This window comes from Bacillus sp. HSf4 (assembly GCF_029537375.1).
GTDB classification, from domain to species: Bacteria; Bacillota; Bacilli; order Bacillales; family Bacillaceae; genus Bacillus; species Bacillus sonorensis_A.
This window is the reverse complement of sequence record NZ_CP120679.1, coordinates 997,346-1,022,385: the sequence shown is the minus strand read 5'-3', so window position 1 is coordinate 1,022,385 and position 25,040 is coordinate 997,346. Positions and strand designations below refer to the sequence as shown.

Annotated in this window: 27 protein-coding genes and 1 tRNA gene; 4 read left to right on the top strand and 24 right to left on the bottom strand. The window is 45.9% G+C overall.

Annotated elements, in window-relative coordinates; translation table 11 throughout:
- Window positions 1-134: 134 nt before the first annotated feature.
- Both P3X63_RS05170 and P3X63_RS05165 read left to right on the top strand, forming a co-directional pair.
- The gene (locus P3X63_RS05170; RefSeq protein WP_277692550.1) at window positions 135-1,925 is read left to right on the top strand and encodes a S9 family peptidase; all 1,791 of its coding nucleotides are present in this window, start codon (window positions 135-137) and stop codon (window positions 1,923-1,925) included.
- 54 nt (window positions 1,926-1,979) lie between these two features.
- Entirely contained in the window at window positions 1,980-2,339 is a 360-nt protein-coding gene (locus tag P3X63_RS05165; RefSeq protein ID WP_026586158.1) for a hypothetical protein, read from the top strand.
- A 39-nt stretch (window positions 2,340-2,378) separates the two neighbouring features.
- Here P3X63_RS05165 and P3X63_RS05160 read toward each other — a convergent pair whose 3' ends face one another.
- Complete coding sequence (locus P3X63_RS05160; RefSeq protein WP_035427961.1) at window positions 2,379-3,764, bottom strand: L-cystine transporter; 1,386 nt, start codon at window positions 3,762-3,764, stop codon at window positions 2,379-2,381.
- A gap of 367 nt (window positions 3,765-4,131) precedes the next feature.
- Between P3X63_RS05160 and cspB the strand changes: the two genes are divergently transcribed.
- The gene (gene cspB / locus P3X63_RS05155) at window positions 4,132-4,332 is read left to right on the top strand and encodes a cold shock-like protein CspB (protein ID WP_003155376.1); all 201 of its coding nucleotides are present in this window, start codon (window positions 4,132-4,134) and stop codon (window positions 4,330-4,332) included.
- A gap of 115 nt (window positions 4,333-4,447) precedes the next feature.
- Here the strand turns inward: cspB and P3X63_RS05150 are convergent, their stop codons facing one another.
- From P3X63_RS05150 to queG, 17 genes are all read right to left on the bottom strand, one after another.
- On the bottom strand, window positions 4,448-5,389 hold the full coding sequence (locus tag P3X63_RS05150; protein ID WP_277692549.1) for an ABC transporter permease: 942 nt from the start codon (window positions 5,387-5,389) through the stop codon (window positions 4,448-4,450).
- A complete protein-coding gene (locus tag P3X63_RS05145; protein ID WP_277692548.1) occupies window positions 5,382-6,305 on the bottom strand; it encodes an ABC transporter ATP-binding protein in 924 nt (307 codons plus the stop codon). The genes P3X63_RS05150 and P3X63_RS05145 overlap by 8 nt, the downstream gene beginning before the upstream one ends.
- A gap of 33 nt (window positions 6,306-6,338) precedes the next feature.
- Complete coding sequence (locus P3X63_RS05140) at window positions 6,339-7,043, bottom strand: ABC transporter ATP-binding protein (RefSeq protein WP_026586154.1); 705 nt, start codon at window positions 7,041-7,043, stop codon at window positions 6,339-6,341.
- A complete protein-coding gene (locus P3X63_RS05135; RefSeq protein ID WP_026586153.1) occupies window positions 7,033-7,413 on the bottom strand; it encodes a GntR family transcriptional regulator in 381 nt (126 codons plus the stop codon). The genes P3X63_RS05140 and P3X63_RS05135 overlap by 11 nt, the downstream gene beginning before the upstream one ends.
- A 3-nt stretch (window positions 7,414-7,416) precedes the next feature.
- Entirely contained in the window at window positions 7,417-8,184 is a 768-nt protein-coding gene (locus P3X63_RS05130) for a hypothetical protein (RefSeq protein WP_026586152.1), read from the bottom strand.
- A gap of 129 nt (window positions 8,185-8,313) precedes the next feature.
- A complete protein-coding gene (locus tag P3X63_RS05125) occupies window positions 8,314-8,658 on the bottom strand; it encodes a hypothetical protein (protein ID WP_026586151.1) in 345 nt (114 codons plus the stop codon).
- Between the two features lie 13 nt (window positions 8,659-8,671).
- A complete protein-coding gene (locus P3X63_RS05120; RefSeq protein ID WP_026586150.1) occupies window positions 8,672-9,202 on the bottom strand; it encodes an NAD(P)H-dependent oxidoreductase in 531 nt (176 codons plus the stop codon).
- 18 nt (window positions 9,203-9,220) lie between these two features.
- Window positions 9,221-10,786 (bottom strand): DHA2 family efflux MFS transporter permease subunit, encoded by a 1,566-nt coding sequence (locus tag P3X63_RS05115; protein WP_051290399.1) that lies wholly within the window; start codon window positions 10,784-10,786, stop codon window positions 9,221-9,223.
- Window positions 10,787-10,851: 65 nt separating this feature from the next.
- Window positions 10,852-11,484 (bottom strand): HlyD family secretion protein, encoded by a 633-nt coding sequence (locus tag P3X63_RS05110; RefSeq protein ID WP_277692547.1) that lies wholly within the window; start codon window positions 11,482-11,484, stop codon window positions 10,852-10,854.
- Between the two features lie 302 nt (window positions 11,485-11,786).
- Window positions 11,787-12,956: a sporulation protein YhbH gene (gene yhbH, locus P3X63_RS05105; RefSeq protein ID WP_026586147.1), complete on the bottom strand. Its 1,170-nt coding sequence runs from the start codon at window positions 12,954-12,956 to the stop codon at window positions 11,787-11,789.
- A gap of 150 nt (window positions 12,957-13,106) precedes the next feature.
- The gene (gene prkA, locus P3X63_RS05100; RefSeq protein WP_026586146.1) at window positions 13,107-15,002 is read right to left on the bottom strand and encodes a serine/threonine protein kinase PrkA; all 1,896 of its coding nucleotides are present in this window, start codon (window positions 15,000-15,002) and stop codon (window positions 13,107-13,109) included.
- 405 nt (window positions 15,003-15,407) lie between these two features.
- Window positions 15,408-16,106, bottom strand: coding sequence for a hypothetical protein (locus P3X63_RS05095; RefSeq protein WP_277692546.1), 699 nt, complete (start codon window positions 16,104-16,106; stop codon window positions 15,408-15,410).
- 13 nt (window positions 16,107-16,119) lie between these two features.
- A complete protein-coding gene (locus tag P3X63_RS05090; protein WP_077737147.1) occupies window positions 16,120-16,830 on the bottom strand; it encodes a polymer-forming cytoskeletal protein in 711 nt (236 codons plus the stop codon).
- A gap of 14 nt (window positions 16,831-16,844) precedes the next feature.
- Window positions 16,845-17,459, bottom strand: a complete 615-nt coding sequence (locus P3X63_RS05085; RefSeq protein ID WP_077737149.1) for a YhbD family protein — start codon at window positions 17,457-17,459, stop codon at window positions 16,845-16,847.
- Between the two features lie 85 nt (window positions 17,460-17,544).
- Window positions 17,545-18,027 carry a tRNA (uridine(34)/cytosine(34)/5-carboxymethylaminomethyluridine(34)-2'-O)-methyltransferase TrmL gene (trmL, locus tag P3X63_RS05080; protein ID WP_142246136.1) on the bottom strand — a complete coding sequence of 161 codons (483 nt, stop codon included), beginning with the start codon at window positions 18,025-18,027 and terminating at the stop codon, window positions 17,545-17,547.
- A gap of 39 nt (window positions 18,028-18,066) precedes the next feature.
- Window positions 18,067-18,972 (bottom strand): amidase domain-containing protein, encoded by a 906-nt coding sequence (locus tag P3X63_RS05075; protein ID WP_277692545.1) that lies wholly within the window; start codon window positions 18,970-18,972, stop codon window positions 18,067-18,069.
- A gap of 61 nt (window positions 18,973-19,033) precedes the next feature.
- A complete protein-coding gene (gene queG / locus P3X63_RS05070) occupies window positions 19,034-20,182 on the bottom strand; it encodes a tRNA epoxyqueuosine(34) reductase QueG (protein WP_277692544.1) in 1,149 nt (382 codons plus the stop codon).
- 82 nt (window positions 20,183-20,264) lie between these two features.
- Here queG and P3X63_RS05065 point away from each other — a divergent pair, with 82 nt between their 5' ends.
- Entirely contained in the window at window positions 20,265-20,894 is a 630-nt protein-coding gene (locus P3X63_RS05065; RefSeq protein WP_026586139.1) for a hypothetical protein, read from the top strand.
- 102 nt (window positions 20,895-20,996) lie between these two features.
- Here P3X63_RS05065 and P3X63_RS05060 read toward each other — a convergent pair.
- The 6 genes from P3X63_RS05060 to P3X63_RS05035 all read right to left on the bottom strand — a co-directional run bounded on the left by P3X63_RS05060 (window position 20,997) and on the right by P3X63_RS05035 (window position 24,939).
- Window positions 20,997-21,070, bottom strand: a tRNA-Gly gene (locus tag P3X63_RS05060).
- Window positions 21,071-21,205: 135 nt separating this feature from the next.
- Window positions 21,206-21,475, bottom strand: a complete 270-nt coding sequence (rpsN, locus tag P3X63_RS05055; protein ID WP_026586138.1) for a 30S ribosomal protein S14 — start codon at window positions 21,473-21,475, stop codon at window positions 21,206-21,208.
- Between the two features lie 103 nt (window positions 21,476-21,578).
- On the bottom strand, window positions 21,579-21,863 hold the full coding sequence (locus tag P3X63_RS05050; protein WP_026586137.1) for a hypothetical protein: 285 nt from the start codon (window positions 21,861-21,863) through the stop codon (window positions 21,579-21,581).
- On the bottom strand, window positions 21,860-22,768 hold the full coding sequence (locus tag P3X63_RS05045; protein WP_026586136.1) for a PqqD family protein: 909 nt from the start codon (window positions 22,766-22,768) through the stop codon (window positions 21,860-21,862). Before P3X63_RS05045 ends, P3X63_RS05050 begins: the two co-directional genes overlap by 4 nt.
- Window positions 22,758-24,227 (bottom strand): hypothetical protein, encoded by a 1,470-nt coding sequence (locus tag P3X63_RS05040; RefSeq protein ID WP_026586135.1) that lies wholly within the window; start codon window positions 24,225-24,227, stop codon window positions 22,758-22,760. Before P3X63_RS05040 ends, P3X63_RS05045 begins: the two co-directional genes overlap by 11 nt.
- Window positions 24,193-24,939, bottom strand: a complete 747-nt coding sequence (locus P3X63_RS05035) for an ABC transporter ATP-binding protein (protein ID WP_077737151.1) — start codon at window positions 24,937-24,939, stop codon at window positions 24,193-24,195. The genes P3X63_RS05040 and P3X63_RS05035 overlap by 35 nt, the downstream gene beginning before the upstream one ends.
- Window positions 24,940-25,040: the final 101 nt, after the last annotated feature.

Here is a 25,040-nt window from a genome sequence, read left to right as displayed (position 1 = left end):
CCTCCTTTTTTGATTTATGTTTAGGTTTATCTTTTCCATCTGATTTATTCGTCCTAGGACGTATTTTTTATACCCATATTTTGTTATGATCAAAGAGTATCGATCTATACTAAACTGAGGAAGGTGTTTGAAAAATGCAAGGTGCCAAAGAATTATTTCATGTTTTTCGAATTGCAGACTTTGCCGTTCACCCAGAGGAGACGCAGCTTATCTTTGACACAAACATCAATGGAAAATCAAACTTGTGGGCGATGGATCTTCCCCACGCATATCCATATCAGCTTTCATTTTTGAATCAGAACTCACAAGGTATCGCCTACAGCAAAGACGCATCTGTCATTGTCGCTGGGTTTGACAATGATGGAGACGAACGAAGCGGGCTTTACAAGCTATCGGCAAAAGGCGGTGAGCCCGTGCCGCTAAACGGAAACAAAACGGACCGCCATTTTGAACCGATACCGGCAAACCACGCAGTGTACTACACGTCAACGAAAGATAACCCTACATTTTTAAATACATACAAATGCGACCTTTTGACAGGCAAGGAAGAGCTTGTTTTTGAAGGAAAAGGCGGGCCATCCATGCTTAGCGATGTCAGCCCCGGTGAAAAGGCGGTCAGCATCCTTGTCTCCTATGTCAACAGCCATTGCGTCTGTATGGTCCAGACTGAAAAGGGAGATATCACAACGATTGTTCCCGACAAAGAGAAGCCCCACATGGTCTATTCATCCTTTTTCACATCAGATGACGAGCTGTACGTTACTCTCAACTACGATTCCGAATTTTCATATCTTGCGTCATACACCATTTCGTCCGATACATTCGCCCCGGTTCTTTCAATCGACAAAACGGAGCTGACATCGATTCACCCCGATCCGAACGGGAAATATCTCTACCTCATTGGAAAAAAAGGTGTGAAAGATGTGCTGTATGAATATGAGACAGCGACGGGAGAAGCAAGAGAGATCGCGTCTCCATGCACATCCATCGCCAAAGTATGCTGTGTGAAATCGGGATCGCTCTACTTGTTGGGATCTACCCCGACCCGGCCGGCGAACATTTATGTGAAAAGCCGGAACGAAGCAAACTGGCGGCAATTGACTAAGCACATTGTTCCGGGTTTTAGTGAAGACGAGCTGTCATATCCGGAAGTCGTCACATATCCGTCGTTTGACGGCTTGCCGATCGAGGCGATGCTGTTTAAGCCGGCGGCAAGAGAAGCAAACGGCTGGACGATCATTTGGCCGCACGGCGGACCGCAGCACGCGGAACAATTCATGTTCTATGATATTTTTCAGATCGCAGCGAAAATGGGATATCAAGTATTTATGCCGAATTTCCGCGGGTCTGCAAATTATGGCTATTCATTTTACAAAATGGTGGAACAGGATTGGGGAGGCGGGCCGCGGCTCGATATGGTGAACGGCATCGACTGGCTCATCGAAAAAAACCTTGCCGACCCTGACAAACTGTATTTAATGGGCGGCAGCTATGGCGGTTATATGGCTCTTTTACTGCATGGAAGGCATCCTGAATATTTTCGCGCCGTCGTTGATATATGCGGAGTCAGCAACCTGTTTTCCTTCGCCAAATCCGTTCCTGATTTCTGGAAGCCTTTTATGGAAAAATGGGTCGGCGATCCGGAACATGATGATGAAAAGATGAAAGCCGACTCCCCGATCACTTATTTGCAAACGATGACGCGGCCGATGCTGATTGTTCAAGGAGCAAACGATCCGCGCGTCGTCAAAGAGGAGTCAGACCAGGTCGTCGACCAGCTGAAAGCCTGGGGAAGGGACATTGAATATATCGTCATGGAAAATGAAGGACACGGTTTTTCCAAAAAAGAAAACAAAATCAAGGTGCTCACCGCGATTTTCAGCTTTTTTGAAAAACACCGGCAAACTCAGACGTCCAAAGCATGAAGTATAAAACATGGGAATCCCGGGGATGGTAAACGTAAAAAGGAGGTTGATCCTTTGTTCAGACGAAGAGCAGGAATCCATCCCGCTGTATTGGTTTTGGGATCTGCTGCATTAACCGCGGCATTCTCCCCTGAAATCCGCAAAAGAGTCACAAACATGTTTTCCAATTGGATGGGCGGACAACAGCGTGGAAGTGATCAAAAGAACGCGATGTTGAATCCGGCTGACTTGATCAAACAAGCATTCAATCCGGGAGGACAATCACAGACGCAGCAGAGCGACAGCCAGTCAGGCCAAACAGAGAGTCAGAATCACCAGCAGGCTTACGGCCATATGACGTCAGCTCCGGTCAATGTCATGAGTGACGAACCGGCAGGTCAGACCATGTACAATACAGATCAGACGTATTCATGAAAAAAACCCGCACAGCGCCATAAACTGTGCGGGTTTTTGCTACATTTCAGCTTCAATAATATTTGTTCGGTCATGGTACGTATCGGTTTCAAGCTCTTTTGTCACCTTGCTTGTCACAAGACCGGAAGTCATGCTGCCGCTGACATTGAGAGCCGTCCGGCCCATGTCAATCAGCGGTTCTACTGAAATCAACAGCCCTGCAAGGGCAACCGGCATATTTAAAGCCGATAGGACGAGAAGCGCCGCAAATGTCGCCCCGCCTCCGACGCCGGCCACACCGAACGAGCTGACAGCAACGACGGCGATCAATGTGAAAAGAAATGACGGATCAAGCGGATTTTGACCGATCGTCGGCGCGATCATAACCGCAAGCATGGCCGGATAAATACCGGCGCAGCCGTTTTGACCGATCGATAAACCGAAGGAACCGGCAAAGTTGGCGATTCCTTCTGGAATGCCCAGGCTTCTTTGCGTTTTGATGTTCAATGGCAATGCACCGGCACTGGATCTAGACGTGAAGGCAAAGACAAGCACCGGAAATGCCTTTTTCACGTATGTGACCGGGTTTAATCCGCTGATTGTAATCAGCAGCAAATGAATAATGAACATCACAATCAGCGCCGCATATGACGCAATCACAAATTTGCCGAGTTTAGCGATACTGTCGAGGTCGCTTGTCGCAATCGTTTTTGTCATAATCGCTAAGACACCGTAAGGCGTCAGTCTTAAAATGAGCGTCACAACACGCATCACAATCGCATATATCGCATCAACGATTTTTTTGAAAAGTTCGGCCTGTTCAGGCTGTTTTCTCTTCACGCCAAGATATGCGATACCGAGAAAGGCCGCAAAAATGACAACAGCGATTGTTGATGTCGGTCTTGCTCCGGTAAAATCTAAAAACGGATTTCCCGGAAGGAGCTCAACAATTTGCTGGGGCAGTGTTTTGGCCTCCATGGCTTGGGATTTCTGCTCAAGCTCGGCACCTCTTGTCGCTTCAGCCGCCCCTTGGTCAACATGGACGGCCTGAAGGTCGAAGGAAAGCGCGGACGCAATACCTACAGCGGCAGCGACAGCCGTCGTCGCAATCAAAATTCCGATGATCAGCCCGCTGATTTTTCCGATATTATTGGTCAGTTTAAGCTTTGTAAACGCCCCTAAAATCGAAATGAAAACAAGCGGCATGACGATCATCTGCAAAAACTTGACATAACCGCCGCCCGCAATATTGAACCAGTCAGACGTTTGTGTAATCGTTTCTGAAGACGAACCATATATAAAATGCAAAGCGAATCCATAAACAATTCCGAGTCCAAGAGCGGAAAATACCCGCTTAGAAAACGAAACATGCTTTTTTTGCATCATATAAAGGAGCGCCATCAGAAAAAGCATGACGAGAATATTAATAATCACAAAGAATGTCATAATAGCAAAAAGCACCCCCAGAATTTTTTTACATTAAAAAACTATAGTACAACAAACCTGATTGGTCAAGTAGGAATTACTCAACCAACCGGAAATGGGCCCGTTTTTGTTGAAACGTGAATTCTCATATAAAATTCTCCATTTAAAGACCATGTCATGCCGAGTGTTTCAAATTCTCAAGCTAAATTCACTTTTTCAAAAAAATTTTTGAGAATCAGTTGTAATTTCGCTTAAACACTGGTAAAGTAAAGGTAATTATTTTTGTTCGAACTATCTTTAAGAAGAAAGTTTTGTAAGAGTTTTCGTCTTGGAAGTTTTTAGAGCAAGAATAGTGAATTTAAGCGTTATCGCTTTAGGAGGAAATTTCATGCTAGAAGGTAAAGTAAAATGGTTTAACTCTGAAAAAGGTTTCGGATTCATCGAAGTAGAAGGACAAGACGATGTATTCGTTCATTTCTCTGCTATTCAAGGCGAAGGCTTCAAAACTTTGGAAGAAGGCCAATCTGTTTCTTTCGAAATCGTTGAAGGAAACCGCGGACCACAAGCTGCTAACGTAACAAAAGCATAATAAAGAGCACGGCTCTTTATTCAAGACTGCTGACATTGTCAGCAGTCTTTTTATTTCTCACAAAAAAAGCACAACGCCTAAAAAATCGCGTTATGCTCCTTGAAGCAACACCGGTTTATGAGGCGATGTCTCTTTTCGTAAACACGCCAAAAGCCAGCACTTGAAAAATGATGTAATACACCGCCAGCACCGTCACCGAGAAGCCGAGCGTCATGCCGGAAACAAGCGGCTCCCTGTCAAAGTATTGGCTTAGGTCTGTGTTTGCAAATAAGATGTATTTCACCCAGTCGAATTTCAGCGAGAGAAGATTGGTTGCCGTACCGCCAACGGCCAAAAGGAAAATGGAAATACCTACTGCAAGCGAACTGTTTCTAAAAACCGCTGAAATCATAAAGGCCATCGTCGCCATCATCAACAGCGAGATTGATTTCATCAGGTAGCCCACGCCCAGATGCAACAACAGGTTCTTTTCTTCAACACTTCCGTCGACATACGCCAAGTGAACCTGGCTGCCGTCACCCGCTCCGAATAAAGCAAGACCTGTTATCCCTGCGCTTGCATACAAAATGACAAGCAGTGCCAAGCCAAAAAGCAGGACCGTTATATATTTCGCCAGCAAAATTTTAAAGCGGCTGATCGGCCGAATCACCAGGAGCTTCACCGTCCCCCAGCTGAACTCGTTGGCGACGATTCCAGCCGCCACCGTAATCACAAACAGACCGGTCAGGGAGATCACATCTCCGGCATCATTGATAAACGACATCGCCGAATACTTTCCGTCTTCCGGCATATCGTGCTTGATCCGATACTCATTAATCGCGATCGACCTTTCATAGTTTTTTTCAAGTGTCGGATTGTTGACCCCTTTCAGCTGTTCCTTCATATTCGCATTTTCCTGCGCCAGTTCCTTTTTCCAGTCTGTGTTTGGATCTGCCACTCCGCTCGTTTTCGCGAGAATGCCCAATCCAATGACCGATAACAGCAATATCCCGATCATGACGTATGTTCCTTTTCGGCTGAAAATCTTGATCCATTCATTCACGATAAGCTTAAACATGCTGAGCCTCCCCTTTTTCCGAGGTAATTTCCAAGAATCGGTCTTCCAATGATTTGTTGATCGCCTTCACTTCATATAAACGGATGCCGCTGTCGGTCAAGTGTTTGATGAAATCAGGGACTTCATCTTTGGACAGGCTGAGTTCGATCCCGTGTTCGACTTTTTCAATGCGGCTGTCTTTAAACCCGCCAGCTTCGCGGTAAAGGGCGTCTCTGTCATCAGCCTGGATGAAATAACGCTTTTTCTTATCAGCCGCAGGACCCTTCACAGATTGAATGTTGCGGAGCTTTCCGTTTTGAATGATGGCAATCCTGTCACACATCAGTTCCATCTCCGACAGCAGATGGCTTGATACGATGACGGCCAGACCTCTTTCTTTCGTCAGCCTTCTTAAATAGTCACGGATTTCCCTGATGCCGGCCGGATCAAGTCCGTTTGTCGGCTCATCGAGAATCAGGAGCTTTGGATCGTGCAAAAGGCTTTGTGCGAGTCCGAGCCGCTGCCTCATCCCCAAAGAATACGTTTTGACCTTATCATTAATTCGATGTTTCAAGCCGACGAGCTCAACGATTTCATCAATTTTCTTTTTCGTCACCCCTTTTGTCATCCGCGCGTATTGCTGAAGGTTTTGATAGCCCGTTAAAAACTTGTAAAGCTCGGGATTTTCGACGATCGCCCCGATATGTGCAGCCGCCTTTTCAAAATTGTCTTTTACACTGACACCGCACACCGCGATCTCGCCGGCGGAGATCTTCATATGGCCGACAATCATCCTGATCGTTGTCGTTTTACCGGCGCCGTTCGGTCCGAGAAAGCCGAAAATCTCGCCGGCGTGCACATCAAAGCTCAAACCGTCGATAATTTTCCTGCCTCTGATCGTTTTTGAGACGTTTTTTAATTGCAAAAGTGTTTCCACTGTGTTATCCCCCCGTCTTTTTCATATGCAAACCTAGTGCGCCTTTTCTAAAATGAGCTCCTTAAACCATGTTAAAAGCGACATCCCTGATTCTTCCCGAAGCTCTTCGACATCCTTTTTCTCTTCAATCCGCCCATTTAAGACAACGATCACCTCATCCAAAATCTGTTCGATTTCCTTAATCTCATGCGTAGCGATGATGACCGTTTGCTTTTCCAGGTCAAGATATGTGAGAAGGCTCTTCACAATCGACTCTCTGACTAACGGATCAAGCCCTGACAGAGGTTCGTCAAGCAGCACGACCGAAGCATCGCGCGCCAATGTCAACACGAGCTTCAGTCTGCCGCGGTTCCCTTTGGAAAGCCTGCTGATCTTTTTATCAGGGTCAAGTTTCATTTCTTTTAAAAGATCAAAGGCCTTATCAGCTTGAAAATCGGCGAACTGGCTTGCGTAAAAATGGATCATATCCTTTACTCGGAAAGGATCATAAAACATGTCAAGCTCGGTTAAATAGGCGATATGTTTCGTCATATTCCGGGCTGCCGGCTGCCCGTCGATATACACGGCACCCGAATTCGGAAACGAAAGCCCGGTGATCAGTTTCAAAAGCGTTGATTTACCGCTGCCGTTCGGTCCGGCCAAGCCGTAAATTTTCCCGGGTGTAAGCGATAGATTGGCATCTTTGAGCGCATAATCTCTGCCGTACTTTTTCGTGACATTTTTCAGCTCAATGTTCATTTGGATCCCCTTTCTGAAGATAATGGTTCAGTTCTGACAACATGTCTTGTTTAGACAAGCCGAGCTCTTCCATGCTCTCCACAAATTGACCGATGACCTCCAACCTCATCTCACGCTTTAAATCATCGATGACTTCCGTATTTTCCACAACAAAGGTTCCCTGCCCCCTTCTGCTCTCCACGACACCCATCCTCTCCATCTCATTGTAGGTTCTTTGAATCGTATTCGGATTGACCTGAGTCTGAACGGCCAGCTCGCGAACGGAAGGCAGCTTTTCTCCCGGTTTGATCTCTCCGCGGACCATTTGTTTAAACAGCTGTTCGGCGATTTGCCTGTAGATCGGCTTAGAGGCAGAAAAATCATTGGCCATTCTCTACACCTCGACTCTTCTATCAAGTAATTTGCCCGCAAAGTAGAAAAGACTAAGAGCTAAAACTGTGTAATACACCAGGAGAACACCCGGTAGATCAATTTGAGAAAATGTAACCGTCCAGCGCGAGTCTTGATAGTGCAAATTGAAATTCGCTTTTATAGGAATCGTCCAAAACCCCTGTACGAACTGGAAAAGACCGCTTTTTGCTATCATCCACTCCAACCATCCATAAGCATTGTAGATCAACACCGGAACAAGCCAGCGAACTTTCTTGATGGCCGGAAATTTTCTAAGCGATTCATAGATCGTCCACAGGAACATCACCCACGCTGACAAAAACAATGAGCTTAAAAAGACGACAATGTTGACCAAAAGCAAATCCGAAACGGAAAACAAACGGTCAGCAAGAGATTGCAGGACGCCTCTGACAATCAATCCGAAGATCACGAGAATCACCTGCGAAATCAATTGGTAAACGGCGGCTGCCGCCAGCTTTGACAGCAATAGAACCGCTCCATTGTTCGGATTGTAAAGCCATAGCTGTGTTTTCCCCTCCAAACGAAGCTGAGTGATCATCATAAGCGGACAAAACAGACTATGAAACAATAAAATGGTTGCAAATGCCCCAAACAGCGCCATCGGTTCGTCTATATAACGGGCAAACACAAAGCTTGCAATAATCGCACAAATCAGAATGAATATCCAAGTCACAGACCAGAATCGTGAGATGCGCAAATCTTTTTTTAATAAACCGCTGAAAGATTTCAAAAGCAATAGCCTCCTCTAACCATCATGTGTACTACATGAATAGTACACTAATACAAAATGAAAAACAACCAAAAAAGCAAAATTCCGCATAAAAAAAAGCAAATCCGCTGTTATCCAGCGAATTTGCCGTTAATCTTGATCCCTTTTCTGCATGGATTTCAAAGCATTGCGATAATCCATGTCATTCATATCGTTTTTCGGAGCCCTAGTTTGTTCCGCCCTTGGTTTTTGCAATTTTTGCAGGATCTCACGGTATGTTTGATCATTCATGACATCCCGATCATCTTCTTCGGAAGTGCTTGGCGGCATCTCCTGCTCCCGATCTTCCTCAACCGGGGATGCGTCCAATGCGGCGGTGCGCTCCTCTCCAATCTTCTGAGGCTCTTCTTTTCCGGAGGATACGGAGCGCACATTAAACACCACAAGACCGATAATAACGATGACTGCAGCAATAATGGTCAATATAATGGTCATGGTAAACCGCTCCTTACTGTCCTGAGGCAACGCGTTCAGTCACTTGTGCGACTCGTCTGCCCAGCGCCCGGCCCAGCTCAAGCCCTTCTTCTGCAATCAATTCATCGCTGTCGACAGGGCATGTAATACCCGCGCCGTAATAAGATCCGTACAAAGCATTTTCAGGCACATTTCCCGGCAAGCCGACAATCATCATGCCTTGATGAAGCATCGGTGTGATGAGGTTGAGCATCGTCGCTTCAAGTCCGCCGTGAGTCGTCGCTGTTGTACAGAAAACCGCGCCGATTTTGTTGATCAGCTTTCCTTCCGCCCAGAGATAACCAAGCTTATCAATCCATGCTTTTAAACCGGAACTGATCGTGCCGAAATGTCCCGGACACCCCCAGATGATGGCATCCATGTCTTCGAGCTTTCTGACATCAGCCTGGCTGACATGATCGATCAGCACTTCCGCCGCTTCATGTTCCCCGGCGCCTTCTGCAATGGCTTCAGCTAATTTTTTTGTATGATCGCCTTCACTGTCATACACAACATAGATTTTCATATGAGAACCTCCTCATCCTTAAGATTCTTTTGCTTCCTTCGGAGCCGGCAGCAGTGTCAGCTCTTCTTTATTCCGTTTCTTGCGGTCCTTGTCTTTTCTGACATCCCGCAGGAACAGGCTGAGTACAAGACCGACGACACAGAAGCCCGCTGCCCACATAAATGCATCGTTGATACCCATGACATTGGAATTGAGCTGGGCCTGTCCGGTCAAGTATTTCACAACATATTGTTGTGCCTGTTCGAGCGATATATGCATCGATTGCGCTGTGGACTGAATCGTCGATTGCAGCGTATGCATGAATGACGGATCAGCCGTATTGGTTTGATCAGCGAGCGCAGCATAGTGGAATGTCGTGCGCGTTGTATAAATTGTCGTGATCAAGCTGGTTCCGATCGAACCGCTGATTTGCCGAAGCGTATTCGACATAGCCGTTCCATGGCTGTTCAGATGCTTCGGAAGCTGGTTCATACCGGCTGTCATAATCGGCATCATCAGCATTGACATTCCGAAGGCGCGAATCGCATAAATCACGACGATATGGATATAAGGCGTATCAATGGTAAGGGTCGTAAATTCATAAGTCGTCACGACGGTAATCAATAAACCGACGATCGCAAGCGGTCTCGGACCGACTTTGTCAAACAGGATACCTGATACAGGTGACATTAAAAGCATAACGATCGCGCCTGGAAGCATTAATAATCCCGACTGCAGTGCGGTAAATCCGACAAGGTTCTGCAAATAAATCGGAATCAGGAACATCCCGGCGTATAAAGCGACCGTAATGATGGCATTGATGACGCTTGACAATGAAAACATGTCATATTTAAACACCCTGAAATCAAGCATCGGCTCTTTTGCTTTCAATTGCTGGATGATAAAGGCGATAATGCCGATCACACCGATGACAACTGTAGAAAGAACAACCGGATCATCCCAGCCGTCGGTTCCCGCTTCACTGACTCCGTACAGCAATGAGGCAAAACCGATGATTGAAAGAAGCGCACCGGCGATATCAAGCTTGATTTTTTTCGGCTCTGTCATATTTTTAAATAAGAAGAAGCCGAGAATGATGACGATAAGTCCAATCGGTACGAGAACGTCAAACATCACCCGCCAGCTGTAGTTTTCAATAACCCAGCCGGATAAAGTCGGGCCGACAGCCGGGGCAAACATCATCGCCAGCCCGAAGATGCCCATCCCTTTCCCGCGGCTTTCCGGAGGGAAAATGAAGAGAATCGTCGTCATGACCAGCGGCTGCAGAATGCCTCCGCCAGCTGCCTGAATGAGGCGGCCGATCAGCATCGTTGAAAAGTTTGGCGCCAATCCGCAAATGAGCGTCCCGACCGTAAACAAGAACATCGCGCTTAAAAATAAGCTGCGGCCGCCAAAGCGCATAATCAAGAAGGCTGACAAAGGAATCAAAACACCGTTGACCAGCATATATCCGGTTGTCAGCCATTGAATCGTTGTGGCGCTCACATTAAATTCGGTCATTAAGTGCGGCATCGCCACATTCAGCAGCGTCTGGTTTAAAATGGCCAGAAACAAACCGGCCATTAAGATAACAAGCAGTGACATGTTTCCTTGTTTGTTTTGAGAAGCCACTTATGACATCCTCCTTTCGTTCGTTTTTTTCCCCCTGGCTATTTGGAAATTTTCACAGATGCGTTCATTCCCGGCAGAACTTTATCAGACGGGTTTTTGATGGAAATTTTCACAGGCACTTTCTGCGTTACTTTTGTGTAGTTTCCGCTTGAATTGCTTTGGGAAAGCAGATCGAATGTTGAATTTGTCGCATAGCCGATTTCTTCCACATTTCCTTCAAATGTCGTGTCTGAATCACCGTCAACGACGATATCCACTTTGTCGCCTTTTTCAATATCTTTCAGGTCGTTTTCTTTAATGTTTGCTGTAATGTACAGGTGGTCCATGTCGATCGTTTTAGCAAGCGTTTGTCCGGCTTGTACGATCTGGCCTTCTTTTGCTTCATTTTTGACAATCGTTCCGTCCATAATGGACTTCACATCAACTGTTTGTTCACCTTTGATTTTTGCTGTTTTTTCATCTTTGGAAACCTCTGTTCCTTCTTTGATGTCCCAATCCGTCAGCTTACCTGATGCGGGCGCTGTAATATCAGCCATATCCCCTGTGACATGGGCTTCATCTGTTTTCACATAGCTGATGCTGTCATAATAGAAATACGCGCCTCCTGCAATGATGGCAAGCACGATGATGAGTCCGATAATATTCGTGGCAATTAAACGTCCTTTGCTCATGTTTGATTTCTCCTTCCGAATTCTTATATTTTCGGCGAAACCGGCAAGCGGCCCGCACACAGTTTGCTTTGTTCCTCTTTCCCGCCCAGCCTGAAAATGCGGACGTGTACTATACTTGGTTGTTCATAACTGAGCAAGGAAAAACGGAATTCTGAAAAGCGATTACACCTTTACAAAACAACAAAATTAATAGTTAACAAGATTAAATATTAGTTAAAGTAAACAAAAATGTCAACAGCCTTGCATCAAAAATTTTTAATTAAATATTTTCCACATCAAAAAACCTCCGGAACCGGAGGCGTTTACGTATATTGATGCCGTTCTTCATTGCTGAAAAAGCTTTTCAGCGCCTGAAATACATCGGCTTTTTGCTTGAGAACATAATATTTGAATTTTTCATTTTTAATATTTTTATAGGCTGACATTAAAGTTGAATGCCTGTTGTACTGATTGACTTCCCCGTAGCAGAATAGATTGGCCTTCTCCATAATGTCGCCGACGAGCTTAACACATCTCGGATTGTCAGATGTTAAATTATCGCCGTCGGAAAAATGGAACGGATAAATATTGTAGCGAGTCGGATGGTATTTGTCGGCGATCAGCTCGAGCGCTTTTCGGTATACGGATGAACAGATCGTCCCGCCGCTTTCCCCTTTTGAAAAAAAATCTTCTTCAGATACGACCTTCGCTTCTGTATGGTGGGCGATAAATTCGATCTCAACCGTTTCATACTTTGTCCGTAAAAAGCGTGTCATCCAAAAGAAGAAGCTTCGCGCCATATATTTTTCCCAGACGCCCATACTGCCGCTCGTATCCATCATCGCCAATACAACAGCCTTTGATTCCGGTTTGACGGAGTCGTTCCACGTCTTAAATTTCAAGTCTTCAGGAAAAATCGGATAAAACGACGGTTTTCCGGTCATTGCGTTTCGCTTAAACGCGGAGAGCATCGTTCTTTTTTTATCGATGTTGCCGATCAGACCCGTTTTGCGAATGTCATTGAACTCGATATCCTGGACGACGATGTCGTCGCGTTCTTTCTGCTCCAAATTCGGCAGCTCCATTTCGCTGAAAAGCGCTTCTTCCAGGTCCATGAGGGAAACCTCAGCTTCATAATAATCCTCGCCGGCCTGATCACCCGCTCCCTGGCCTTTTCCGGCGCCGCTTCGTCTGTCTGAGCCGTCCCTTGCGACGATGTCACCGACCTGGCTGTCTCCGTCTCCCTGTCCGGCGTGCTTGTTTTTATCATAATTATAGCGGATTTTGTATTCATCCAATGAACGAATCGGTATTTTCACGACATCTTTGCCGTTTGACATGATGATGCTTTCTTCTGTGATAAGATCAGGCAAATTGTTTTTTATCGCATCCTGCACCTTTTTCTGATGGCGCTGTTGGTCATCATACCCTTTTCGATGGAGGGACCAGTTTTCCTGAGAAATAATAAAATGGCCGTTGTCTTTATGGGACATGAATTCCCCTCCTTATTGATAAATCCCTGCTTGATGAAACCAGCCTTAAAAAATGTTTATTTTTATCTTATGCGGATGGCGGACGACTTTTGACAAACAATTGTGAAAATGGGACAGAAGAACCCGCCCTTCTTCCGGACGGGTCTTGATCTACCGGTTTAATAAGCTTCCTACATATTTTAATAGCTCGTTTGCGCTTGTTGAATTATAGCCGTGTTCATCGATGAGACGGGCGACGACTTCGTTGATTTTTTTCAGCTGCTGTTCATCAGGCGTTTTGGTTGATGTCGTGATTTTGACCACGTCTTTTAAATCGGCAAACAGCTTTTTCTGAATGGCTTCTCTGAGCCGCTCGTGCGAATTGTAGTCGAAACGCTTCCCTTTTCTCGCATAAGCCGAGATCCGGATAAGAATTTCTTCACGGAATGCTTTCTTGGCGTTTTCAGAAATGCCGATCTGCTCCTCTATCGACCTCATCAGCTTTTCGTCAGGATTCATTTCTTCGCCTGTCAGCGGATCGCGCAGTTTGATTTTATTGCAGTACGCCTCGACATTGTCGAGGTAATTGTCCATTAATGTTTTGGCTGATTCTTCGTAAGAATAGACGAAGGCTTTTTGAACTTCTTTTTTCGCCATCTCATCATATTCTTTTCTCGCGGCGGAGATAAAGTTCAAATAGCGTTCACGATCTTCGGCGGAAATCGAAGGATGCTGATCAAGCCCTTCTTTTAAAGAGCGAAGGACATCGAGCGCATTGATCGACTCCATGTTTTTGCGAATGATCGTCGAGGAGATTCTGTTGATGACATAACGCGGATCAATCCCGCTCATCCCCTCATCAGTGTATTCCTTTTTCAAATCCTCGACATCGACCGAATTGAAACCTTCAACACTTTCCCCGTCATAGAGCCTCATCTTTTTGACAAGATCAATATCGGAGCGCTTCGGCTCCTTCAGTCTGGTGAGAATCGAAAACATTGCGGCGACTTTCAGCGTGTGCGGGGCGATATGGACATCTGACACATCGCTTTCAGCAATCATCTTCTCGTAGATTCGCTCCTCTTCCGACACTTTCAAATTATATGGAATCGGCATGACGATAATCCGCGAATGGAGCGCTTCATTTTTCTTATTGGAAATAAATGAGCGGTATTCGGTTTCATTCGTATGGGCTACGATCAGTTCATCCGCCGAGATGAGGGCGAACCGTCCCGCCTTAAAATTGCCTTCCTGTGTGAGGGACAAGAGATGCCAGAGGAACTTCTCATCACACTTCAGCATCTCCTGAAACTCCATCATGCCTCTGTTGGCCTTGTTTAATTCGCCGTCAAACCGGTATGCCCGCGGATCGGATTCCGATCCGTATTCAGCAATTGTTGAAAAGTCAATGCTCCCCGTCAGATCGGCAATATCCTGTGATTTCGGATCGGATGGACTGAACGTGCCAATCCCTGTCCGTTTATCCTCGGAAAAAAAGATTCTCTCAACCTTCACTTCTTCAATTCTTCCGCCATACTCTTGTTCGAGCCGCATCATATTCAGCGGGGACAGGTTGCCTTGAATACGGATCCCGTATTCTTTATAAAAATCCTCGCGCAGATGTTGAGGGATTAGATGAAGCGGGTCTTCATGCATCGGACATCCTTTAATCGCGTAGACTGCGCCTTCATCGGTCAAGGAGTAAGCTTCAAGTCCTCTTTTCAGCATTGTGACAAGCGTTGACTTTCCGCCGCTGACAGGCCCCATCAAAAGCAAAATTCTTTTTCTGACATCAAGGCGTTTGGCGGCCGGATGAAAATATTCTTCCACAAGGCGCTCCAAAGGCTCTTCAAGCCCAAACAGCTCCTTGTCAAAAAAGCTGTATACCTTTTTTCCGTCCTTTTCTTCAATACCGCTGTCTTTTATCATATTGTAAACGCGGGAATGAGCAGATTGTGCGACAGCCGGATTTTCTTTCACGATTTCCAAATAATCAGCGAAGGTTCCTTCCCATTTCAGACGCTGTTCTTCCTCTCTATACTGTTCAATCTTTTTTAATATATCCATAAGAACCTCCTATATGATGATTAATGCAAGGTGCCAAGTGACTCACTGTTACATTCACTGTATGCGGAGATGTCCTTTTGCATGCTTTTCATCTTCAAATTGAAAGTACTTCCTCGAATTGACAAGTGCGGTGCAAACCAGTCATAATAAAGGCAGATAAGCTCGGCGCGCACAAGACAAATCCGCGGGACCGGCTAAAACGCAACACGTGCTTGATCGACAGCAAGGGAAAAAGGATGGAAAGGGGGATTTTGTTGAAGACATTGATCATGATGGGGGTCATCCTCACATTTCTCGTGTCTATTTTCACCGCCGGGTATGAAAGTAAGCCCGGAAAGAAAAATTAGTAAATGAAAAGGATGGCGAATTCACGCCATCCTTTTTCTATAACATAACACTGTTCCATTAACTTTGTTTATTATCCTTTACTTCCGATTTGGGTGAAACCTGATAATCGCTTTTGTATTCAACGGTTTCGATTTCACAGCCAGGGCCGATATGGACGCGGTTTCCCCTGACGATCCGAGCGGCCGTATTTTCAAGATAGATGTCGTCTCCTTCTATTACTCCGGCGTTCAGAAAACCGCCGTTCCGCTTAAATATCCCGCGTTTATTGACGACTTTTATATTCGTCCCGCCGATATCTCCAATGCTGCTGCTTCCAAACCTTAATCCGATGTCAATTACACCGGCGTTCAAGAGACCCTTCAATTCAACACTCCCCTGTAAAGTAAACTGCTCCGCTTCACAGTCGCCTTTCACAATCAGCGTGCCTTTGACATCACATCTGTCACAAGCCATCTGTCCGCCGACGGTAAGGACGCCCTTCACAGTTGCTTCACTGATTTCGGCGTCGCCTTCAACATCAGCCGTACCGTAGATTTTCGCCTCTTTTGCTTCCAGGGCGCCGGCGACCTCAGCCTCTCCATGGACGCCGAATTTTTCGATTTTTGCCCCTCCAGACATAGTGCTTGTGCCGTATGTGCGAAATTTGGAGCAGACAAGATCCCCGCCGATCGTTCCTTCTCCTCTGATGACGACATGCTGATAATCACCGCCCGCTGCACAGCCGGATCCGCTAATTTTCAAGCTGTTTTTTTCCATTTTTATACCTCCGCTATATTTTCTGGCTCTCTCCGACTTTTGCCGATTTTGCCTGTTTGAGGTCTTCCCTGTATTCGATCAGACCGATCTCGCAATTGTCACCGATGATCACGGTATTTCCCCGAACGATTTTCGCCGTCGTGTTGGCAAGTTCAATATGATCGCCTTCAATCAGTTCGGCAGACAATCTCGGCGGAGAAATCAGCGGTGTCAAAAATGACAGCAGTTTTGACTGGTGGGCTGTACAGATGATGCGGCGGCCGCCGATTTCTTTGACTTTGCTTTCCCCTCCGTGAACCTTGATCTCAATTTGTTCGGCATTTAACAGTCCGTCGATTGTAAAGCAGCCTTCGGCTGAAAAATGTTCGACCTCACAGTCCTTGCCGATTGACGCTTTTCCCATGACGATCAGTTCGTCTCCTTTGATATGTCCGCCTAAGCCCGCATATCCGGCGATTTCAACTTTTTCCGCACTGATGTCCTGTTCGACCTTTGCCGAGCCGTCAATGCGCACCGACGACGCCGTTATGCCGCCGTTCAGTTTGGCATGACCGCTGATTTTGACCGTATCGGCTTTTACATTTCCGTTGACGGTCCCGGTGCCGTTGCAGATCAGCCGCTTGCAGTCAATATCACCGTTAACGGTTCCTTTTCCATTTAATTCAACCGATTGAAACGTTCCTCCGCCAGAGCTTCCAAAACCGTTTATGATCAAATTTTCCATTTTCCGCTCCTCCATTACACTAATTTTGTCTTTAATTCTTCGCCCGCAGCTGCCAGATCGATGTCAGCAGCGATTTTCGCAGCCTGTTCAAACACGATGTCGCCTCCGGTGATGAAACATGCAGCAACGCCGAGCTTCCGCAGGACGATCAGTCTGCCCTGATGTTTCGAAGCTTTCGACAAAAGAACATCCAAAACCATTTTTCCTTCCTCAAGGCTGATCTCCCCTGATTGAAGCAAACCTTCCAATACATACACCGCAAGCGCTTCTTTCAGCTCAAAGACTTCAGTTCGTTTATCGGTATTTTCCGTAAAAAATGACATGACCGCATCTGTCACCAGCCCTTTTTCAAGCAATTCACTCTTGGTGACACTTAATTGATCAAGCTTTGGTGAAAACATTTCCGCCAATTCATCAAGCGAAAGGTTTTCTTTCATGCTTTGAATTTTTTCGATTCTCTTCAGAATGTCCTCTTTAGGAAAAAACGTTTCTTGTCCGGTAAACGTCGATTTTCGAATAAACCATTCTTCAGGTATTAAATTTTTCCGTTTCCACCTGTAAAGCTGTCCGTATGATATCGACGTCAAATCAAGCAGTTCTTTTTTTGAAATTAAATCCTCCTGCGCCATTGTCTTCACTCCTTCCGAAACATTGTAACATAACACTGTTACATTATAAAGTAAAAAAAGTGCCCCTTTTCAAAGGGGCATCATCTTATGTTAAATGTCTGTAATTCTGCTGGCGAAGCGCCTCATAGACGAGAATCGCCGCTGTATTTGACAAATTCAGCGATCTGACATGCTCTGTCATCGGCAGACGCAGGCAGCGCTCCATGTTTTGTTCGATTAAATCCTTTGGAAGCCCGTTCGTTTCCCTGCCGAATACGAAAAAATAATCTTCATTTTGGTCTGAATAGTCAAATGATGTGTGCGGTTTACGGCCGAACTTCGTAATATAGAAAAATTGCCCTTCGGGATGGGCTGCAAATAATTCCTCCAATGAGTCATGGTAGACGACATTGACGAATTCCCAGTAATCAAGGCCTGCGCGCTTCAGCATTTTGTCATCGGTTGAAAAGCCGAGCGGCCTGATTAAATGAAGCGTTGTATCTGTTGCTGCACAAGTTCGTGCGATATTCCCCGTATTGGCAGGGATTTCCGGTTGATATAATACGACATGCAATGCCAAAATGTTCACCTCTGTTTTTCTCTAATCCGCTGTTTATTATACCACTCTTTACGCTTTTGGCGTATCATCTGCAATGTGAAAAAACGCGTACCGAATCGATGCGGTATATGCGGGCGAATCTTCGTAAGACCAGTACCTCATCCGGCAGTCATGGGTCTGGGCGTTGACAAGCGGCATATTGCTTTTATCCTTTGCCGTGACAATCACCGAATGATCAAACCTTCCGTCACCGTTAAAATCGTAGAAAATCACATCGCCTTCCGTAAGCTCTGCGGCATTTTTCACTTGAACGGAGCGGAGGCCGGCTTTAGAGCGGCTTAAAAACGACCTGAGCGAATTGGCGACGGTCCAGCTGTAGCTCCAGGAATGATTTTGCATCCACCAGCCTGTGCCCCTGTTCGGATAGCCGCGCATCGGCGCACCCCCAGCTCTGAGGCATTGAGAAATAAAATTAGTGCAATTGTCTTCAAAATTTTTATACGCCGGATTTCGTTTGTTCCAAAATGTTTCCGCATACCGGACCGCCGCCAGCCGGTCATATCGGAACGCCCGCCCCAATAATTCGTCCGGCTCTGCACCGGAGCTCCTTTCGCCATCAGGGATAGGCTCAACAGCCGGGCGCGGGACTCCGCAGTCTTTGACCACCATTTGCTCATCCAACAGAGCGCTCCGGTTTTCAACTTGTTCTTCCATATACATATCATCCCCATCTTTGCACAAGTATGCAGTTTGGGTTTGATAGTTTACATGGGCTGCGCCGTCTTCATCAAGCCAATGGTCTTTTATAGCTGCCCGTGTATTCGCTTTAACGATTTGCACCCCGCGCTTTTCGAAAAGCTTCCGCTTGCGATCGAGAACGTCAAAATCGCCTGTCTCCCGCAAGCTCTCCTCTTCCTTGCCGTTGATGAGATAATTCAGCCTGGCCGTCAGCAATTGTTCGATTGTTTGCTTCAAGGGCTGCACCCCCACATGTTTGTTAAACATTTCTCTTCACAAACATATGTCAGGACAGCCCTTAATTAGTCGCACTCGTTTCCTTTAATAACCCGATGCCTTTTTCGATTTCCGCTTTCGCTTCTTCATCCTGTTCGCGGTTCAGCGCTTTTTCCAGCTCTTCTTTGACATCCGCTCCGCCGATTTTCCCGACCGCCCAGGCGGCTGTTCCCCTGATGACCGGGCGCGGATCATTGTGCATGAGGGAGATCAATTCAGGCAGTGCGTCCGTTTCTTTAAAGTGCGCCAGCGCGATGATCGCATTTCGCTGAATCGGCTTTTTCCCTCTCCACGATCCTGCGACATGGCCGAATTTCTCTTTAAATTCGCGATTTGAGATCGTCAAAAGCGGCTTTAAAAGCGGCTTGGCGATCTCAGGATCAGGCTCCATCTCCGGATGAAGGTGAAAATCGACGCCTTTATTTTTCGGACATACCATCTGGCATGTGTCACAGCCGTAGATCCTGTTGCCGATTTTCGTGCGGAACTCATCGGGCAGAAAACCTTTCGTCTGCGTCTGGAAAGAAATGCAGCGCTGCGAGTTGAGCTGCCCGGGATTGACGAGCGCACCAGTCGGGCATGCCTCAATGCACTTGTTGCATGAACCGCATTGGTCTTCTATTCTCTCATCCGGTTCAAACGGGATGTTCGTAATCATTTCCGCCAAATAGACATAGGAGCCGAATTCAGGTGTAATGATCATGCAGTTTTTTCCGCTCCAGCCGATACCGGAGCGCTCGGCGACGGCACGGTCGGACAGCTCTCCCGTATCAACCATTGATTTTGTTCTCACATCGCTGCGCTGCGATTTCAAAAACGCTTCCAGCTGATCGAGCTTTTCCCGCAATACATGGTGGTAGTCTTTTCCCCAGGAAGCTCTGCAAAAGATGCCTCTGCGTTCCCCTTTCGTGCTCCTTGGCGCGTTTTTCATTTTTGAAGGGTATGCAAGCGCAATCGCGATGATCGATTTCGCCTTTGGCAGCAATAGATCGGGATTGGTCCGTTTGTCGAGATCGGGCTCTTCAAAGCCTGATTCATAGCCGAGCGCACGGTTTTCGATTAAACGCTCTTTTAAAGTCGCAAATGTATCGGCGCTTGCAAAACGGATTTTGTCGATTCCGATTTGCTGTGCGAATTGAATGACATCCTGCTTCAGCTTTTTGACATCCATGGGCAGAGCCTCCTTTCTTTGTTTTGGTATTCGCTCACTGTATAATATAAGTGTAACATGATCAGTGGGAGTTGAATTTGAATTGAAGCTAAATGTGCAAATAGATTCCGGCGTTTTAAAGCGCGTTCCTTCATTTAAGGTCGGCGCTGTTTTATATAAAGGAATCCAGATCGCGGACTCTCCGCAAATGTTAAAGGGCCGCCTGCGCCTTTTTCAGGAAGCACTGTTTTTTGATTACGCTGACAGGAGCCTCGAAGATGAACCGGTCAATCAGGAATGGCGGGATACACTGGCCAACCTGAACCCGTCATTTACCGGACGGCAGACAAGCCACACACGGATGCTCACGGATATCCAGCAAAATCGCTATCTTGAACCGGCCGATTCAGCCACCGATTTGAGCCGCTTTTTCTCCTTGAAATATGCGATGCCCGTCCATATTCATGACGCCCGCAATCTAAAGGGGCCGATTCACATCGCCCTCGGCGACAGCAAAACCCTCATAACGGTTTCAGCCGGGGATGAGACTTTCGGGTCGCTTTCGCAATATATCCATCATCACCCTGTCAGCGCGGATACAAAAGACGCCTTGCAGCTCGTCTTCTTCAGACCCTCGGTTTCAAAGAATGAGGCGCACCGGCTCCTAGAAGCTTTGACAAAAATGTTTGAACAAATTCACGGCGGAGAACACGTCTCAGCGGTCTCTCCGTAAAAGCTTGCTTTCTTAGAGGGCAAGTCTTTTTTGTCATACATGAAAAAACGCAATGCTTCGTTTAATCTAAGAAACGAAACACTGCGTTATAAACAGTATGTATGGAGCGGGTGATGGGAATCGAACCCACGACATCAGCTTGGAAGGCTGAGGTTTTACCACTAAACTACACCCGCATCAGATCTTCAATAAACAGATCATCGTTTTGACTTTTATAATGTTACATGTTTATTAAATTTTCGTCAAGGGGATATTAAAAATTTGTCGAAAAAAAACGCCGAAAACAATCGGCGGTTTTTTTCCTCTTATTTTTACCAGCTTGACTTTTTCACACCTGGAAGGTGTCCCTTATAGGCCAATTCTCGAAACGCAATCCTCGACATGTTGAACTTCCTCATATATCCTCTCGGCCTGCCGGTGATCTCACAGCGGTTATGCAGCCTTGACGGGGCAGAATCGCGAGGAAGTTTGGCGAGCGCCCTGTAATCGCCTTTTGCTTTTAGCTCTTTCCTGATGGCCGCATATTGCTCAACCAGCTTTTGCCGCTTTTTTTCCTTAGCAATCTTTGATTTTTTAGCCACTTTTGCACCCACCTTTCGTAAATCGTAATTATTTCGATTTAAATTTATCATATCTCCCATTCGGATGCAAACAAAAAAGCCTGCTCAAGCAGGCAAGCTTTTTTTAAGATCCTTTCTTTTTTTGCTGATGCAGAAAAGAAACCGCGGCGGTGATGACGAAGATGCCGATAAACAGTCCAATCATAATAAAAAAGAAGTTCGGTTTCACCTGAAATGAAAAAGAAGAATCATTTTCCATGACAAACGACAAGCTGTTAAACAAAATGTCGTTACTCGTTTGATTTGAAAACAGATGATAAAACAACAGCGCAACAGACAACATCGGAAACGCCAGGAAACTTGAGAAACTGGCAAATATCAATCCCTGTTTCAAAACGTTTGCATTCATGATGATTTCCCCCCAATTCCTCTGATCAATAGCTGTTTCATGATCGACTTCCCGTCCCCCATAAATGGAAGCAGATACATCATATGCAAAGCATACGTTGAAAAGAACAGAAGCACGCCGACAGAAACTATGTTTTCCTGAAGGAAAAAGATTGTAAACAGCACCCCGGCCAAGCCTAAAAGCCCCGGGGCAAGCGGTCCCAGCGCCGTAATCCAGATCATCTTTCCATCATACGGGTTTGTCACCGGCCTAATAAACTTAACGGACATCATATCCGCGGCCAGATACCCTCCCGCCTGCTGCTTTCCGGCGAGCTTCCGGTGTGCGACGCCGTGCGCCACTTCATGAAGCGCAGTTCCCGTAATCAGCCCGAAATAAATGACGGAAAAGTAAACGGCGATGCCGATGATCGAACCATCGGGAACCGCAACAAATGCCGCACACGAGAGCAACAGAAAGATCAGCCAGAACACGATGATCTTCTTGGAGATGATTTGCAGAAACTTGATGTACAAAAACAGAAATGAAGCAGACCGGCTGGAAAACCTCTCTCTGTAGCGAATATGGTACTGGCTGAAAAATTGACAGACAAACCCTTGAAAAGACGGGCGCTCCCCGTATTTCCAATTGATTAAATAGCGGCGGTTCAGCCCCGAGAGAAGCTCGTGCAAATCTTTCAACAAGACATCCTCGCCGATCTGAAACACACCCGAAAGAGCGGCTGCTATCTCCTCTTCATCTTTTTTTCCGTCGACTTCCTTCAGCATTTGATAAGCTGTCGGGTTAATGGGAAAATCCGCACCGAGGTCATGATCGGAAATATGCTTTTGCTCAAGCGTCACATGCTCCGGAAAATAGGGGATTTTTTTCACTCTGAACAACGATTTCAACATGTCAATGATCATAATGGTACCTCCATTTGAACCCTCCGTATAAAAGCAGGATCAGCACCAGCTCCAGACACGGGATGAGAAACAGCAAGCCTTGCCCGGAGATTTTATCAATGGCATAATTCCCGATGAAAAACAGCGGAATTAAACAGAGAAGCAGCATCCCAAACGAAAAGATTCCCATATAAGGATTATGTCGATCAAGCGGAAAGATAATGCCCGCCAAGTAAAACATGGCAATCGAGTTTAAAAGGACGCCAAGCGTCTGCAAAAAGACCGGAAAGCTCTCCGGAAACGTCCATGTCAGCAAGGAAAACAAGCAAAGCTGCAGCAGGCCGAGCACGCATAACCCGAGATATTTCGACCATAAAACCGCCGCCATCTTCAAATGAAGCGACTTGTAGACCGCGAGCATCTTCATATCATTGCCAAAGGAATTAAATGCGATGATACCGGTAACACCCCCGAGAACCGCATAACTCTCCCCTGTAAAACCAAATTGAAATCTGTATTTTAAAAAGCATAAAGCCAAAAGCAAAAAAATGAAATTGAGCATATTTTCTTCATTTCTGGCTTGGGTTTTGATTTCTTTCACCATCAGACTCAACGGTTTTGATGACGGGATTTTAATAAATGAAAACAGCTTGGATGATTTTTTTTCAGTGAGGATCGGTACAAAATTCAGCGACAGAAAAGAACCCGCTACAGCGGCTGCCAAGATCATCACGATCGGAATGAACGCTGCATCTATCGCCTGACCGTTCAACAATAGAAACAAGGGCGCAGCAAAATAGGTCAGGTTATAATCAAAGGATGCATAAGCATTCTGAATGTTTGCCAGATCAAATTGAGTCATGGCGTAAAACACAGCCAATACGACGAGTACAAACAGTGAAAAGAACTTCTGAAGCGGAAAACCGAATTTGAGAATGATGATGTAAACCAAGTGATAGACAAGGTTGAGCAGTGAAAAGAAAAAGATGATCTGCACGAACAGCACCGCAAAAAATGAAAACGCAAACCAGAAGCCGACACCGCTCGCCATAAAATTCGGTATCAGCAAAACCAACATGAAAAATAAGACAAGAAATGAAACTGCTCCGGCAAACGGAATATAGTAGCCGAGGCTTCTTTCGAAAGCCGTCAGCGGAAACCAGCTGAGCTGCATCGAAAAGCTGTGCTGCTCCGGCGTCCTCACCTTAAACAAAATGAAAAACACAAAGGTGAAAATCGAGGCGTTCATATACATCGAAATCACAAACAACCCGAGAGATCGAACATCGCCATTTAAAAATGAACTCAAAAACATGCCGGTAAAGCTATACCCGATGATGGCACCCATACTGATGGCCAAAAGCAAAAACAGCGCGGCCATTCCTTTTTTCGTCCCGGTATTTAAGAGTTTGCCCATTTCCTTCTGCCACATTTTCAGCATCATTTTAGAAATTTCGAATGATTTGATCAAAATGCGCACCCCTATCACTCAGCATCGAAGCTTTTAAAAACACTTCTTCCAGTGAATCGCTGTTATATTTACGCTTTAATTGTTCGACTTTTCCTTCGTCCATTTTGACTCCTTTTGAAAGAATTGCGATTTTATCGCATAATTCTTCGGCAGAAAGCATGTCATGCGTCGAAAGGAGAATCGATCCTTGTGTGTCTGCAAAGCGCTTCATCAATTTCTTTGTATTGATGACCGCTTCAATATCAAGTCCCCGAAACGGTTCATCCATGATGACAAATTCGCTCTCCAGCATAAACGCTGCGATCAGCTGCGTCTTTTTTTTCATTCCGTGTGAATACGTTTCGATCGGTTCCTTCAATGCTGCTTCCATATCAAAAAGCTCAATTAATTGTTTCCGCTTCTCTTTTGATGTACAATTATACATTGAAGAAACAAAATCCAAATATTCCGCGGCTGAAAGGGCATCCGGCAAAAGGAGTTCATCGGGAACATACGCGAGTTTTTGCTTGAATTCCGCCGATGTGTTCGGCAGGTCATCCAGCTGAATGGTTCCTTCACTTGGCGTAATGATCCCTAAAACGGCATTAATGATCGTCGTCTTCCCTGAACCGTTCGGACCAGCGATCGCGACAATTTGATTTTTTTCAATTTTTATATGAAACCCGCTAACGGCAGTCACATTGTTTTTATATGTTTTAGACAGATGATCTATTATAAACATAATGCCTCCAGGGTAATATAAATGGTAGGGAGGACTTAACCGCCCCCCACAGACGGATAAGTCCCGGTAAAGTTATGTCTTTTGATGTGAACAGATACGTA

Coding starts and splice junctions, on each gene's coding strand:
- P3X63_RS05170 (WP_277692550.1), top strand. CDS start 135: ATGCAAGGTGCCAAAGAATTATTTCATGTTTTTCGAATTGCAGACTTT.
- P3X63_RS05160 (WP_035427961.1), bottom strand. CDS start 3,764: ATGACATTCTTTGTGATTATTAATATTCTCGTCATGCTTTTTCTGATG.
- cspB (WP_003155376.1), top strand. CDS start 4,132: ATGCTAGAAGGTAAAGTAAAATGGTTTAACTCTGAAAAAGGTTTCGGA.
- P3X63_RS05150 (WP_277692549.1), bottom strand. CDS start 5,389: ATGTTTAAGCTTATCGTGAATGAATGGATCAAGATTTTCAGCCGAAAA.
- P3X63_RS05140 (WP_026586154.1), bottom strand. CDS start 7,043: ATGAACATTGAGCTGAAAAATGTCACGAAAAAGTACGGCAGAGATTAT.
- P3X63_RS05135 (WP_026586153.1), bottom strand. CDS start 7,413: ATGGCCAATGATTTTTCTGCCTCTAAGCCGATCTACAGGCAAATCGCC.
- P3X63_RS05125 (WP_026586151.1), bottom strand. CDS start 8,658: ATGACCATTATATTGACCATTATTGCTGCAGTCATCGTTATTATCGGT.
- P3X63_RS05120 (WP_026586150.1), bottom strand. CDS start 9,202: ATGAAAATCTATGTTGTGTATGACAGTGAAGGCGATCATACAAAAAAA.
- P3X63_RS05115 (WP_051290399.1), bottom strand. CDS start 10,786: ATGTCACTGCTTGTTATCTTAATGGCCGGTTTGTTTCTGGCCATTTTA.
- P3X63_RS05110 (WP_277692547.1), bottom strand. CDS start 11,484: ATGAGCAAAGGACGTTTAATTGCCACGAATATTATCGGACTCATCATC.
- yhbH (WP_026586147.1), bottom strand. CDS start 12,956: ATGTCCCATAAAGACAACGGCCATTTTATTATTTCTCAGGAAAACTGG.
- prkA (WP_026586146.1), bottom strand. CDS start 15,002: ATGGATATATTAAAAAAGATTGAACAGTATAGAGAGGAAGAACAGCGT.
- P3X63_RS05095 (WP_277692546.1), bottom strand. CDS start 16,106: ATGGAAAAAAACAGCTTGAAAATTAGCGGATCCGGCTGTGCAGCGGGC.
- P3X63_RS05090 (WP_077737147.1), bottom strand. CDS start 16,830: ATGGAAAATTTGATCATAAACGGTTTTGGAAGCTCTGGCGGAGGAACG.
- P3X63_RS05085 (WP_077737149.1), bottom strand. CDS start 17,459: ATGGCGCAGGAGGATTTAATTTCAAAAAAAGAACTGCTTGATTTGACG.
- queG (WP_277692544.1), bottom strand. CDS start 20,182: ATGGATGTCAAAAAGCTGAAGCAGGATGTCATTCAATTCGCACAGCAA.
- P3X63_RS05050 (WP_026586137.1), bottom strand. CDS start 21,863: ATGAATGCAAACGTTTTGAAACAGGGATTGATATTTGCCAGTTTCTCA.
- P3X63_RS05045 (WP_026586136.1), bottom strand. CDS start 22,768: ATGATCATTGACATGTTGAAATCGTTGTTCAGAGTGAAAAAAATCCCC.
- P3X63_RS05035 (WP_077737151.1), bottom strand. CDS start 24,939: ATGTTTATAATAGATCATCTGTCTAAAACATATAAAAACAATGTGACT.